Source organism: Subtercola frigoramans, assembly GCF_016907385.1.
In the GTDB taxonomy this organism is placed as follows: domain Bacteria; phylum Actinomycetota; class Actinomycetes; order Actinomycetales; family Microbacteriaceae; genus Subtercola; species Subtercola frigoramans.
In genome coordinates, this window is sequence record NZ_JAFBBU010000001.1 from 1106804 (window position 1) to 1119017 (window position 12214).

Annotated in this window: 11 protein-coding genes and 1 tRNA gene; 5 read left to right on the forward strand and 7 right to left on the reverse strand. The window is 65.5% G+C overall.

Annotated features, from left to right (window positions below; all coding sequences use genetic code 11):
- Positions 1–143: 143 nt before the first annotated feature.
- The 6 genes from JOE66_RS05335 to JOE66_RS17120 form a co-directional block, all read right to left on the reverse strand.
- Positions 144–779 (reverse strand): hypothetical protein, encoded by a 636-nt coding sequence (locus JOE66_RS05335; RefSeq protein ID WP_205107433.1) that lies wholly within the window; start codon positions 777–779, stop codon positions 144–146.
- A 195-nt stretch (positions 780–974) separates the two neighbouring features.
- Positions 975–2492 carry an L-arabinose isomerase gene (gene araA, locus JOE66_RS05340; RefSeq protein WP_205107435.1) on the reverse strand — a complete coding sequence of 506 codons (1518 nt, stop codon included), beginning with the start codon at positions 2490–2492 and terminating at the stop codon, positions 975–977.
- Between the two features lie 35 nt (positions 2493–2527).
- Complete coding sequence (locus JOE66_RS05345; protein WP_205107437.1) at positions 2528–4174, reverse strand: xylulokinase; 1647 nt, start codon at positions 4172–4174, stop codon at positions 2528–2530.
- A 75-nt stretch (positions 4175–4249) separates the two neighbouring features.
- A complete protein-coding gene (locus tag JOE66_RS05350) occupies positions 4250–5305 on the reverse strand; it encodes a LacI family DNA-binding transcriptional regulator (RefSeq protein ID WP_205107439.1) in 1056 nt (351 codons plus the stop codon).
- 141 nt (positions 5306–5446) lie between these two features.
- On the reverse strand, positions 5447–6688 hold the full coding sequence (locus JOE66_RS05355; RefSeq protein ID WP_205107440.1) for an FAD-binding domain-containing protein: 1242 nt from the start codon (positions 6686–6688) through the stop codon (positions 5447–5449).
- A 24-nt stretch (positions 6689–6712) separates the two neighbouring features.
- Complete coding sequence (locus JOE66_RS17120; protein WP_239518233.1) at positions 6713–9121, reverse strand: alpha/beta fold hydrolase; 2409 nt, start codon at positions 9119–9121, stop codon at positions 6713–6715.
- A gap of 69 nt (positions 9122–9190) precedes the next feature.
- Between JOE66_RS17120 and JOE66_RS05370 the strand changes: the two genes are divergently transcribed.
- The 3 genes from JOE66_RS05370 to JOE66_RS05380 all read left to right on the forward strand — a co-directional run bounded on the left by JOE66_RS05370 (position 9191) and on the right by JOE66_RS05380 (position 10497).
- The gene (locus tag JOE66_RS05370; RefSeq protein ID WP_205107442.1) at positions 9191–9820 is read left to right on the forward strand and encodes a TetR/AcrR family transcriptional regulator; all 630 of its coding nucleotides are present in this window, start codon (positions 9191–9193) and stop codon (positions 9818–9820) included.
- Positions 9821–9910: 90 nt separating this feature from the next.
- Complete coding sequence (locus JOE66_RS05375) at positions 9911–10156, forward strand: CopG family transcriptional regulator (RefSeq protein WP_205107444.1); 246 nt, start codon at positions 9911–9913, stop codon at positions 10154–10156.
- The gene (locus tag JOE66_RS05380) at positions 10150–10497 is read left to right on the forward strand and encodes a type II toxin-antitoxin system PemK/MazF family toxin (protein WP_205107446.1); all 348 of its coding nucleotides are present in this window, start codon (positions 10150–10152) and stop codon (positions 10495–10497) included. Before JOE66_RS05375 ends, JOE66_RS05380 begins: the two co-directional genes overlap by 7 nt.
- 201 nt (positions 10498–10698) lie before the next feature.
- On the opposite strand, the gene JOE66_RS05385 is transcribed toward JOE66_RS05380, so the two are convergent.
- Positions 10699–10771, reverse strand: a tRNA-Lys gene (locus JOE66_RS05385).
- A gap of 165 nt (positions 10772–10936) precedes the next feature.
- On the opposite strand from JOE66_RS05385, the gene JOE66_RS05390 reads away from it, so the two are divergent.
- On the forward strand, positions 10937–11566 hold the full coding sequence (locus JOE66_RS05390; RefSeq protein WP_205107448.1) for a DNA-directed RNA polymerase subunit beta: 630 nt from the start codon (positions 10937–10939) through the stop codon (positions 11564–11566).
- 157 nt (positions 11567–11723) lie between these two features.
- Positions 11724–12122, forward strand: coding sequence for a hypothetical protein (locus JOE66_RS05395; RefSeq protein ID WP_205107450.1), 399 nt, complete (start codon positions 11724–11726; stop codon positions 12120–12122).
- Positions 12123–12214: the final 92 nt, after the last annotated feature.

Consider the following 12214-nt stretch of genomic DNA (forward strand, 5'->3'; position numbering starts at 1 on the left):
TGGGTCGGGACGTGGGCTGCAGGCATCACGGAACCACCACCTGCGGTGGGGTCAGTGCGCAGCCCAAGCTCGCGTGCGCGACTCCATCGAGAAGCTCGGGTCGTGGTGCTCCCGGCTGGGGTTGCCAGGAACGACGACGCGTTCTACTGAGCCGCGAAGAAGGGAGCGGGCGGACCCCTGTGGCGCAGCGAACCGAGATAGATACCGAGATCGCGCAGGTGCGACGAGTCAGGCTCGGCTCCGGCGACGTACGGTGACACTGCTGGGACAGGTTGCAGGAAGGGGAGTGTCGTCACCGCGCGCAGGCGGAGTGCGGCGGTGGACCACAGAACGCGAATGGCAGATTCGCCCCGGGCGAGCGCGATCACAGTGATCACGGCAGCGATGGCGTGCGCCGCCCACATCCACGAGCATCCTTGCATGAGGGCATCAGCGGCGCCCTGAGAACTGCTGGCAATGCCTGCAGCACCGGAATCACTTGCGACCGAGAGCATGCCGTGGTGGCCCCGCTGGGTCAGAGACAGATCTGATGATGCGCCCAGGCTGAACACGAGGTGAAAGCCGAGCTGGCTGAGGCCGACAGCAATACTCAGCCGCAGCGTCGACAGCGACCGGCCCGCCAGCGCAACGCAGACGAGCGTGGCGAATGCCAGTCCAAGGGCGAGCCCGACGATGCCGGGAGCTGAACCGCCGACGGCGACATGCGAGAAGGCGGCGACGAACGTAGCGACACAGGCGGCAATGAGCCCGCGAACGGTTCGTGCCGCCCTGCTGCTCATGTCACACCTTTGCACGCTCTGCACCCCAGCCTGCTCCGCTCGTGAGAGGAGCGGTTGGCCCGGGGCCACATCTCTCCAATGCTAGTTCGCTGTCCCGTAATGACGAATTCGGCACCCTCGATCGGCAACCGTGCGTAATGCAGCGGTCGGAAGATGCGAGGAGAGTGCCGAATCCGGGAGTGTGGATGGAGGTGTCTAGAGCCCCTGCGCGAGACGGTAGTAGGCCTGGTTCCAGCGAACCTCGTTGGAGAAGGCCTTGAGGGTGGTGTCCTTGTCGATGGTGAGTAGTTCGGTCTTCGCGATGGCGGCGAAATCCTCGAACACCTCGATGCCGATCGCCGTCGACATCACCGTGTGGTGAGCCGCGCCAGCGGTGAGCCACGCTGCAGCAGACGTTGCGAAGTCGGGTGCCGGGCGCCAGACGGCACGGCCGACGGGCAGGTTCGGCAGGGGTGCGCGCGGCTCGACGACCTCGACGACGTTGGCGACCAGGCGAAAGCGGTCACGCATGTCACTCATGGCGACGACGACCGCCGGCCCGGGGTCGGCGGTGAATACCAGGCGCACCGGGTCGTCTTTGCCACCGATGCCGAGCGGGTGGATCTCGAGGGTCGGCTTCGCAGAGGTGAGGGAGGGGCTGACCTCGAGCATGTGTGCTCCGAGAATCGTTTCAGCGCCCTCGACGAGGTCGTAGGTGTAGTCCTCCATGAGGCTCGCGCCGCCGGGAAGGCCGGCGCCCATGACGTTCGCTGCACGAACGAGGATCGCGGTCTTCCAGTCACCCTCTGCACCGAAGCCATAGCCCTCGGCCATCAGACGCTGCACGGCAAGGCCTGGCAGCTGTTTGAGCGAGCCGAGGTCTTCGAAACTCGTGGTGAATGCGCCGAAACCGCCTTCTTCGAGGAAGGAGCGCAGGCCGATCTCGATCGCGGCACCGTCTCGCAGTGACTGGTGACGGTCGCCGCCCGTGCGCAGTTCCGGAACAACGTCGTAGAGCTCTTCGAACTCGGCGACGAGGGCGTCGACGGCGGCGTCACTGGCTGCATCGACGGCGGCGGCAAGATCGTTCACACCCCAGGTGTTGACCTGAACGCCGAAGCGGATCTCCGCCTCCGTCTTGTCGCCCTCGGTGACGGCGACGTAGCGCATGTTGTCGCCGAATCGAGCGAGCTTGAGGGTCTTGACGGCCTGCCACCCGGCGGCGGCTCGCGACCAGTCCGCGATCTGGGCCTGCACGCGGGGGTGAGAGGCGTGGCCGACGACCGTCTTGCGCGCAACACCGAGACGGGTCTGGATGTACCCGAACTCACGGTCGCCGTGGGCCGCCTGGTTGAGGTTCATGAAGTCGAAGTCGATGTCGGCGTAGGGCAACTCGACGTTGGCCTGCGTGTGCAGGTGCAACAGTGGTTTCTGAAGCGCTTCGAGCCCGCCGATCCACATCTTCGCCGGGCTGAAGGTGTGCATCCAGGCGATGACGCCGATGACCGTGTCGTCGGCGTTGACGTCGAGAGCGGCGCGGCGGATGGACTCCGCGTCTTTCAGTACCGGCTTCCAGACGATCTTCACCGGAATGGTGTCGGTGCCGCCGAGGGTCTGGACGATCTGCTGCGACTGTTCCGCGACCTGGCGGAGGGTCTCCTCGCCGTAGAGGTTCTGGCTGCCGGTGAAGAACCAGATCTCGTACGGGGCGAGGGATGATTCGAGTGTGCTCATGGGGGATCCTGTCTGGTCTGGTCTGGAGAAGTGCGTCAGTGGTGTGAGAGGGCGTCGACAGCTGATCGCTCCACGTCGAGACCCGCTTCATAGCGGTCGAGATAGCTGGCGAAACCGGCGACATCGCCTGGGTCAGGGATGACCGTCTGGAAGGCTGCATCGGCGAAGACCCGGTCGCGCAGATAGCCGTGGAGGCCCTGGCCCGAGGGGGCGACTGCGACATAGGAGGCCAGGATCGCCATTCCCCAGGCGCCACCCTCTGACGCGGTCTCGGTGACGGTGACCTGTGCGTCGAGCGCGCCGGCGAGGAATCTCTGGGCCACGCCGAGGGTCCGGAACATGCCACCGTGCGCGAACATCTCGTCGAGGGCCACTCCCTCGCTGTCCAGAACGCGCATGCCGAGGCTGAGCGTGCCGAAGACCCCGTAGAGCTGCGCCCGCATGAAGTTGGCGAGGGTGAACTGGCTGTCGGGGCTGCGAACGACAAGCGGCCGGCCCTCGCTGAGGCCGGCGATCGGTTCACCGGCGAGATAGTTGTAGGCCAGCAGGCCGCCCGCGTCGGCCGCGCCCTCGAGTGCCTCGCTGAACAGCGTCTCATAGACGGCGTCGGTGGCGAGCGGTGTGCCTGCCGCGGTGGCGAAGCGGCCGAAGAGGCCAGCCCACGCCGCGAGTTCGCTCGCACCGTTGTTGCAGTGCACCATCGCGACGGCGTCACCCATCGGTGTGGTGACCAGGTCGAGTTCGTGATGCACCTGCAGGAGGGGGCGCTCCAGCACGACCATTGCGAAGATGCTGGTGCCGGCGCTGACATTGCCCGTGCGGGGAGCGACAGAGCAGGTGGCGACCATGCCGGTGCCAGCGTCGCCCTCAGGCGGGCAGAACACCGCGCCGGGCAGGAGTACGCCCGTCGGGTCGAGCAGCGCGGCGCCCGCTGAGGTGAGTGAACCGGCCGGCTGCCCGGCGACCAGCACCACCGGCAGCAGCTCGGCGAGCTTCAGGCCCGGGGCCTTTTCGGCGACGAGATCGTCGTAGCGCGCCAGGAGGCCCGAGTCGTAGTTCTTCGTCTGCGAGTCGATGGGGAACATGCCCGAGGCGTCGCCGATTCCGAGCACCGTTCGGTCGGTGAGCTTGCTGTGCACGTAGCCGGCCAGTGTCGTGATGTGACGCACCTGGCCGATGTGCGGTTCGGCGTCGAGCACGGCCTGGTGCAGGTGCGCGACAGACCAGCGCAGCGGAATGTTCAGCCCGAAGGCGTCGGTGAGCTCGGCCGCGGCAGGGCCGGTTGTGGTGTTGCGCCAGGTTCTGAAGGGCACGAGCAGCTCGTCGTTCTCATCGAAGACGAGATAGCCGTGCATCATGGCCGAGACCCCGATGGCTCCGAAACCCTGGGGTTGCACGCCGTACTGGCGACGAACATCCTCGACCAGGTCTGCGTAGGCCGACTGGATGCCCGACCACACGTTCTCGAGCGAGTACGTCCACACGCGGTCGACGAACTCGTTCTCCCATTCGTGGCTGCCGACAGCGAGCACGACGGAGGCGTCGTCACCGACCAGGCACGCCTTGATACGCGTCGAACCCAACTCGATGCCGAGCGAGGTTCGCCCGCTTGCGATGGCATCGCGGATCGTGTCGGCGCTGGGGTCTGCTCCCGAGACGGTGGAGATGGAGGACTCGGTCATGGGAGGAACGCCTTCGGCTCTGCAGGTGTCGGTGGTCGGAGCGGCACTGATGTGATCGATCACATTAGGGCCTGTCTAAGCAGTGTACGACATCGGGTGCCCGTTCGGTCGGTGGTTTCCCGAGCGGAACTCGGCCGTGGATGAACGTACGATGAGTTCCGGATGCACGGACGGAAGCGCATCGGTCTCGCCCAGAAGGAGCGCGACCGACTGGCGACCGGCCTCGGCAAGATCCTGGCGGACTGTCGTGAGTGCGGGGAGGTAGAACGCGGCCTCGGGAAGGTCATCGAAACCCACGACACTGAGGTGCCCGGGTACGTCGACCCCGGCAGCCGCTGCGGCGCTCAGCGCACCGAGGGCCATCTGGTCGTTTCCGGCGAAGATGGCCGTCACGCCCCGGTCAAGGAGCTCGAGTGCAGCCCTGTGACCCGATGCCGCACTCCAGTCGCCGGCCACGACGAGAGTCTGGTCGAGGCCATGGCAGGCGGTTTCGTCGCGAAAGCCCGTGAGCCGCAGGTTGGCATCGAGCCAGTCCGCGGGGCCGGCGATGTGCCCGATGCGGGTGTGGCCGAGCGCGATGAGGTGGGCGGTCGCCAGCCGGGCCCCGACCACCTGGTCGAGCGGGCCGCCGCCCGACCCGTCGCTCGAGACCGCCTGCAGCGTGATGAACGGAATCGTGATGGTGAGCCTGGAGAGGGCATCCAGAACCTGAAGCTGCGGGGCGACAACCACGAGCCCTTCGGCCGAGAGTTCCGCGAGGTGACTGACGGCTTCGTCGATCGACCTGAGGTCCAGGCCGTCCGCGTTGGCGATGGAGACGCTGTACCCCCTGCTGCGCGCGGCTGCCTCGATGGCGGTGACGATCGTCGCGGGGCCGTACTCGCCGCTCGAGGTCGAGAGGATTCCGATCATCCGTGACCTGCTCGAGGAGAGCGCCCGCGCGGCTGCATTCGGCCGGTAGTTCAGCTCGCGCATGGCATCGAGCACCTTCTGGCGAGTGGATGCCCGCAGGCTCGGATGCTCGTTCAGAACCCGTGACACGGTCTGGTGCGACACGCCCGCGAGCTTTGCTACGTCGAAGACGCTTGCTGGCCGCGGCCGCGGGTCGTCGCGAGTGAGTGCGTCGGTCATCCTCTGATTATCGTGCCGCTGCCGCGGAATTGCGTATCTCTGAGGCTGACCGCTGCCCGGCCGCCAGCGCGTTTTCGCACGGCAGGCCAGCCACGATCGCGGTCGACCAGCAGAGGCGACCAGCAGGACGGCGACTGGGTGTCAGAGGCCCTGCTGGTTGAGAAGGGCGGGGATGCGCTCGCGGAAGGCGAAGAAGCCCCGAGATGCGTGCGGCCAGGCGAGGGCGTCCCAGCGGCGCGTGAGCGTCGTCATGGTGAGCCCTTCTGAAGCGAGGGCGCTGCGGAGCGTCGCCAGCCGCTCCTGAACGGGGCCGACCGGGGCTGCCGGCACGACGACGGCGTCGAGGCGTTCTGTCTCTGCCCATCGCAGTACCGTCGAGGCGAGGGCGTCTGGCAGCACTGTCGCGGGGCGCGCGGCCGAGACGCCAGCCCGGGATGCGGCATCCTCGAGGGCCCCTTCGGTGAAGGCGCGCACGGTGTCCGACACTCGCGCCGGGGAACGGTCGGCCGGGTCGGCGTACGCGGCAGTTGCGACCACGTCAACCGCCGAGTGCCCAGTTTTCAATTCGTGAACCTCCGAGTCGAACCATGGATGATCGTGGCCGAGGCTCGCTGCATCCAGATCCTCCTCGTGCAGCAGCAGGCCGACACGATGAACCGGCGGTAACTGGTCTGCGACGGGGATCGTGCTCCGCGATGGCAGAGGATCTTCGGTGAGCGCCCGAGTCGATGTGGCCAGGCCGGTGGGTGCGAATCTGCCGTCGGTGTAGCGCGAGATGTTCTCTGCCGTCGCCAGGTACGTCTTGCCGGCAGTCTGCAGCCCGGCGACCCATCGCCAGGAGAGGGTGTTTGACGCGGCGTCGCCGTCGAGGAGGTGGCGGTAGAAGAAATCGGCCCCGAGCTGCCACGGCAGGCGCAGGGTGAAGATCCAGATGCTGGCGAACCACATGCGCGTGTGGTTGTGCAGGTATCCGGTGTCGACGAGTTCGGTTACCCACGCATCCATCGCCTCGATGCCGCTGCGCCCCCCGACGGCGTGGTGGTAGTCAGCCGACACTGCATCATCGTCGAGCCAGAACTCACCCACCTCGCGGCGGTACCGGCGCCACACCTCGGGGTTCTGCTCGAGCCACCCCTTCCAGTAGGTGCGCCAGAACACCTCCTGGACAAACTTCTCGCAATCCGGCAGACGATGCCGTGCGAGCACAGCGGCCACGACCTCACGCTCTGTCAGGAGCCGGTGCCTCAGGTACGGAGACAGGTGCGAGACATTCGTGCGCTCGAACCCGTTGTCGTGGTTGCGATCGCGAGCGTAGTCGCGCCCAGCGTGCGGAAGAAACCCTTCAAGGGCGTCGAGTGCGGCGGCGCGGGTAGGAGTGAACATCGCTTCCATCATCCTCCCCCGCGATCATCGGGCCGGGAGGGCGAATGCATCCCGAGCAGACAGTCGGCGGCTCAGAAAGTCGTGAAGCAGCACGGCGAATTCGTCTGCCCGTTCGATCTGAGGCATGTGCCCGGTGTTGTCGAAGACGTGCGTTTCAGCCTTCGGCAGGGCTTCGGCGGCCGCCGCCAGGTGGATGAACGGCAGCACGTGATCGTGATCCCCCCACACCACGAGCGTGGGAATGTCGAGCCTCCGAACGCCAGCCACCAACGACTGCCGCCACTCGGGCCGCACGCCGCGCAAGGTTCCCAGATCGTGGGCGAGGTCGAGTGTGGTCGCTGCATGGGAGCGCCGTCTGGAGATCGCGAACGCGTGCGCGATGCGCGCGTCCGTCGCCAGGCTCTTGTCGTAGAACAGCGACTGCACTGTGCGCGCCGAGTTCTGTGCGTTGGGCCGCATCAGCAGTGTGGCGAGGGGCTTCACCGCGAGCATCCGCAGCACCATCGTCACCTCAGGGCCGAAGCCGGCACTGTCGGCCAGTACAAGAGCCGACACCCGCTCCGGATTCGCCACGGCGAAGGTCATCGCCACTGCCCCGCCCAGCGAGTTGCCGACCACGGGCACCGGTTCGGCGATACCGAGGGTGTCGAGAAAGCCGGGCAGGATGCTGGCCAGCTTGTCGAGAGTGGCGGTGCCGGGCAGGCGTGCGGAGTAGGCGAACCCCGGCAGATCGAGGCTGATGACCCGGTATCGATCCTCGAGCAGAGCGTGTTGCTCGGTGAAGTCGTCGAGGCTCTGGCCGATGCCGTGGATGAGCAGGATCGGACTGTTGTTGGCGTCGCCGGTCTCGCGGTACCGTAACCGAGTGCCGTTCACCGTGATCATCGCCGTGCCGGGCAGGTCGAGGGCCGACTCGGTGAGCCCTGTCGAAGCGCGTTCGCCGCGGCGGCCGAACCGCACATCGTCGGTGATGCGGCCGGCGCGCAGCAGCCGAAAGTCGCGCACGTAGTTCTGGTGCAGCCGCCACGGTGACTTCTCGCCCTGCTTCGGCAGGGCATCCACATCGCGCAGAATGTAGCCGGCCTGCAGGTCGATCAGGGGAACGAGATCGCCCGCGGTGACCGCCGCTGGTGCTTTCGGCGTGACGAAATCGTAGCCGTGTCTGTCCAGGTAGCGCAGCAGGCGGCAGACGTAGCGGGCCACGAGGTCGGCCTTGAGGGTCCACGATGCGTTCGTGTAGCCGATGGTCAGCGAGAAGTTCGGCACGCCGGCGAGCATCATGCCCTTGTAGGTGAGCGACTTCGAGACGTCGACGGGTCGACCGTCGACCGTGAGGTTCATGCCGCCCATGACCAGCAGATTGAGGCCGGTGGCGGTGACGATGATGTCGGCATCGAGCGTTGCGCCCGAAACGAGATCGATACCCGTCGGCGTGATCTTCTCGATGCGATCGGTGACGATGTCGGCGTTCCCTGCGCTGATGGCGCGGTACAGATCACCGTTCGGGATGGCGCAGAGGCGCTGGTCCCAGGGTTCGTAACTCGGGGCGAGGTGTGTGTCGACGTCGAAGCCTGCTGGGAGCTTCGCGACCGCCGACTTACGCAGGATCGCCTTCATCGTCTCGGGCCGGCGGCGGCTGAGCTGGTAGGTGAACATCGAATAACCGATGTTCTTCACTCGTACGAGGGTGTACGCGAGTTGAGCGGGCAATTTTCCGCGCAGGCGATCTGCGAAGTGGTCGCGCAACGGCACGGGCGCTATGTAGGTGGGCGAGCGCTGCAGCATGGTGACGTGCTCGGCGGTCTTCGCCAGCGAAGGCACGAGGGTGACGGCGGTAGCCCCGCTGCCCACCACCACGACGCGCTTACCGGCGTAGTCGAGGTCTGCCGGCCAGTGCTGCGGATGCACGATCGTGCCGCCGAACGAATCGGCGCCGGGAATCGTCGGGGTGAATCCTTCGTCGTAGCGGTAGTAGCCCGAGCACACCGAGAGGAACGAGCAGGTGAAGGTGACGGTCTCGGTGAGCCGAGCATCCGGAACATCGGCCTGATACTCAGCATTCGAGGTGCGCAGCGCCGTGACAGTCCACAGGGCGGTTTCGCTCGACCACTCGGCGCTGATCACACGGTGGTTCAGGCGCAGGCGAGACGAGAGACCCTCGTCGGCAATGGTGTCGTTGATGTAGTCGCGAATGGAGTCGCCGTCGGCGATGGCCTTCGCGTCAGTCCACGGCCTGAAGGAGTACCCCAGGGTGTACATGTCGGAATCTGAGCGGATGCCAGGGTAACGGAAGAGATCCCACGTGCCACCGACCGTGCCGCGCGACTCGAGAATCACGAACGACTTGCCGGGGCAATCGCGCTTGAGGTGGCTGGCTGCCCCGATCCCGCTCAGCCCAGCACCAACAATCAACACATCCACGTGTTCAGTCATTCAGCGAGTTTATCGACACCGTGTTGATTAATCCAACATCGTGTCGACCCGACTCGGTACCATTGGCTCATGGCTGAACGCGGACGCAGATCATCCCGGCCCTCGGGCGACGATCGCCAAGCGGCGATTCTCAGTACCGCCGAAAAGCTTTTGGGGGTGCGTTCGCTCGACGACATCTCGATCGAAGACCTCGCTGCCGGCGCCGGCATCTCGCGGCCTAGCTTCTACTTCTATTTCTCGTCGAAAGACGAGGTCCTGCTGGCTCTGCTCGATCAGGTGATCGGCCAGGTACGGCACCGCGTCGCCGCTCTGCCCCGGGACTTCGACACCGACCCCGCAGCTGCCTGGCGGCGCTCGATCGGTGTCTTCGTCGACGTCTTCACTCAGCACCGAGCAGTCGCCGCTGCCGCTATCACCGCACGCCTGCGCAACGCCGAGGTGCACGAGCTCTGGTCGAAATCCATGCAGACCTGGGTCGGCTATTCGACCGAGGTCATCCTGGCCGAGCGGGCTCGGGGCGCCGCACCGGCGGGCATCGACGCCCACGAGCTCGCCGCTGCGCTCAACCTGATGAACGAGCGCGTGCTCGCCGCCGCTTTCAGCGGAGAAACACCTGGTGTCGAGCAGGGTCACGTGCTCGATGTGCTGTCGGGCATCTGGATCCGCAGCATCTACGCGCAGCCTCCTGTGATCACGTGAAGAGTGCCTCGATCTCTGGCGTTCGTGCGCACTTCACGGGCACGACATCCTTCGTTGGCAGCGGCTGGTATGAATGGTTATACTTGGAGGATGAAGACGGCAATCTCGCTTCCCAACGGCGACTTCGAGCGATTCGAACGCGTGGCCGTCAAACACGGCATGAACCGGTCGGAGTTCTACCGACTCGCTGGTCAGCGGCTCGCTGACGAGCTCGAGGGTGCGTCGGAGTTGACGGCGATCGCGAACGCAGTGCTGGCGCAAACAGGTCAACCTTCGGGGGATGGCGAGTTCGTGCGTGAGTCCGAGCGCGTAATGCAGGAAGGAACCGAATGGTGACGGCCCGCGGTGATGTGGTCTGGGTCGACTTTGGTTCACCGCGCGGGTCGGAGCCAGCGAAGGTTCGACCGGCAGTTGTAGTTCAGGAAGACTGGCTGTCGGCGACGAACATCGCCACCGTGCAGGTTGTTCCGTTGACATCGAATGCTGGTCTCGAGGCATTTCCGGGTAACGTCCTGCTCCCCGCCGAAGCGTCGGGGCTCGAAAAGAATTCGGTAGCGGTCGTCTCCCAGGTCGGACCAGTCAGCCGTGAGTATCTCGACCCGTATCCGGCAGGCCATATCCCCGCCTACCTGCTCGCCGAGATCAGCGCAGGGATCCGTCTGGTTCTCGGACTCTAGCGCAAGCCCGTGCCTGGCTCTTCGCGAGTGCCTTCAGCGGAGAAATGCCCGCCACTGAGCGGAGTCGTGTACTCGATGTATTGTCGGGCATCTGGATCGGAGCATGTACGCAATCTTGTCGAGACTGAGTACACGCCGGCATTTCTCCGTACAAGCCTCAGATTCGCTCGTTCTGCACATTCATATTCGGAGGTTTGAGGGTGGGCCCCGTCGGGCTCGAACCGACGACCCACGGATTAAAAGTCCGATGCTCTACCAACTGAGCTAGAGGCCCTTGCGCTCTAATCTACCGGGTTCGCGTCGGAGTTCTAAATTGGCCGGTGGCCGCACGCCCGCGGCTGCGCATTTGCCTACTGTTGGCCCGCTCACGAATTGCTCGGCTGATTCTGAAGTAACTTTGGAAGGCGCGAGAATTGCACCATCACGAAAGGGGCGCTGGTTGGCCGACGACTTTCACAAGCCGACGTTGTTCGCCGGTTCGACTTTTGAAGCGTTCCAGGGTGGCGAAGACCCCGCCCACATCAGCCGCCTCGCCCACGACACGGCTGCGGCGCTGCTCAGTCGGGTGCGCGCAGACCCTGACGCCGGTGTCATCGACAGGCTGATCGCCTACACCGATGTGAACGGCATCGATGCCATCGCCGAACTGTGGAGTCGATCATCCGCCCGCAGCCTGCCAGGAGCGCTGTGGCGCATCTACCTGCTCAGGGCGCTGACGAGGCAAGACCCCGAGCAGTCGAGCTTCATCTACCAGCGGGGTGCAGACCTCTCACGCACGATCGACCCGGTCGTCGCCGGCGCACCGAATCCGACGGGTCCCGAAGAGATCACCGCGTTGGCCGACCAGATTCTGCGCGGGTTGTTCGAAGGCGACTTCGCTGTGGCGCTCGATCGCGCTGCGGCATTCTGCCGGTTGATGTCGAGCGGCTGCGCGAGCCTCGCCGACGACGCCGAAACGACGTCGGAGGAGCGGGCGACTGCATTGACGACGAGAGCGCTGCGATTCCACTCGATCGCGGCCGAACTCACCGCCTGCGCGCGGCTCTGGCGAAGCGGGAGCCTCGACTGATGTTCGCTCACCGCGCACTGTGAGCGCCCATGGCTGATCACTTGATAAACTGTTTCAGCCGGGCCGCAGTAACCCCGGGCTCCAAATTTAGCCGCCCAGAGCGGCCTCGCGCCGAGAGGCGTTTCTGCGGCCCGGTATCTCCAGCTGGCGGCGCTCGGTGAACGTGTTCCGTTTCGCCGCCATCTTCTGGGCTGTTCTCGCGCTCGCACTGAACGCCTACATCCACTTCACTCTCGCGCCCGGCGTCTCGACCGTCGAGGGTGCGCTGATGAGCCTCAGCACGCTCTATCTGATCGAAGCGGCCGTCAATGTGCTTGCGGCGATTCTGCTCGTTGTGAGGCCGCGGGTGTGGACCGCCGTCTTCGCGATCCTGGTCGCGCTCGCCGGTCTCGCCATACTCGTGGCATCGGTATGGATGCCCGTGCACCTGCCATTCGGGCTGCCGATGGTGCCCATGAGCTCATGGACCACGGAGAAGGCGGTCTCTGCCGCCGCCCAGTTCCTGGTGCTGTTCAGTGGCTCGATCATCGCTGTCACGGGTCGGCCCCGCACGTAGCTCGAACGGACACCTACCAATCCGCGTGAACCGTGGCTCCGAATGATAGTTGTCAAGAGCAACACCCATTAAACATCTCGTGAGGCGCAAAC

Bases quoted from the DNA above. Each gene is read 5' to 3' on its own strand.
- JOE66_RS05335 (WP_205107433.1), bottom strand. From the start codon at position 779: ATGAGCAGCAGGGCGGCACGAACCGTTCGCGGGCTCATTGCCGCCTGT.
- araA (WP_205107435.1), bottom strand. From the start codon at position 2,492: ATGAGCACACTCGAATCATCCCTCGCCCCGTACGAGATCTGGTTCTTC.
- JOE66_RS05345 (WP_205107437.1), bottom strand. From the start codon at position 4,174: ATGACCGAGTCCTCCATCTCCACCGTCTCGGGAGCAGACCCCAGCGCC.
- JOE66_RS05350 (WP_205107439.1), bottom strand. From the start codon at position 5,305: ATGACCGACGCACTCACTCGCGACGACCCGCGGCCGCGGCCAGCAAGC.
- JOE66_RS05355 (WP_205107440.1), bottom strand. From the start codon at position 6,688: ATGTTCACTCCTACCCGCGCCGCCGCACTCGACGCCCTTGAAGGGTTT.
- JOE66_RS17120 (WP_239518233.1), bottom strand. From the start codon at position 9,121: ATGACTGAACACGTGGATGTGTTGATTGTTGGTGCTGGGCTGAGCGGG.
- JOE66_RS05370 (WP_205107442.1), top strand. From the start codon at position 9,191: ATGGCTGAACGCGGACGCAGATCATCCCGGCCCTCGGGCGACGATCGC.
- JOE66_RS05375 (WP_205107444.1), top strand. From the start codon at position 9,911: ATGAAGACGGCAATCTCGCTTCCCAACGGCGACTTCGAGCGATTCGAA.
- JOE66_RS05380 (WP_205107446.1), top strand. From the start codon at position 10,150: ATGGTGACGGCCCGCGGTGATGTGGTCTGGGTCGACTTTGGTTCACCG.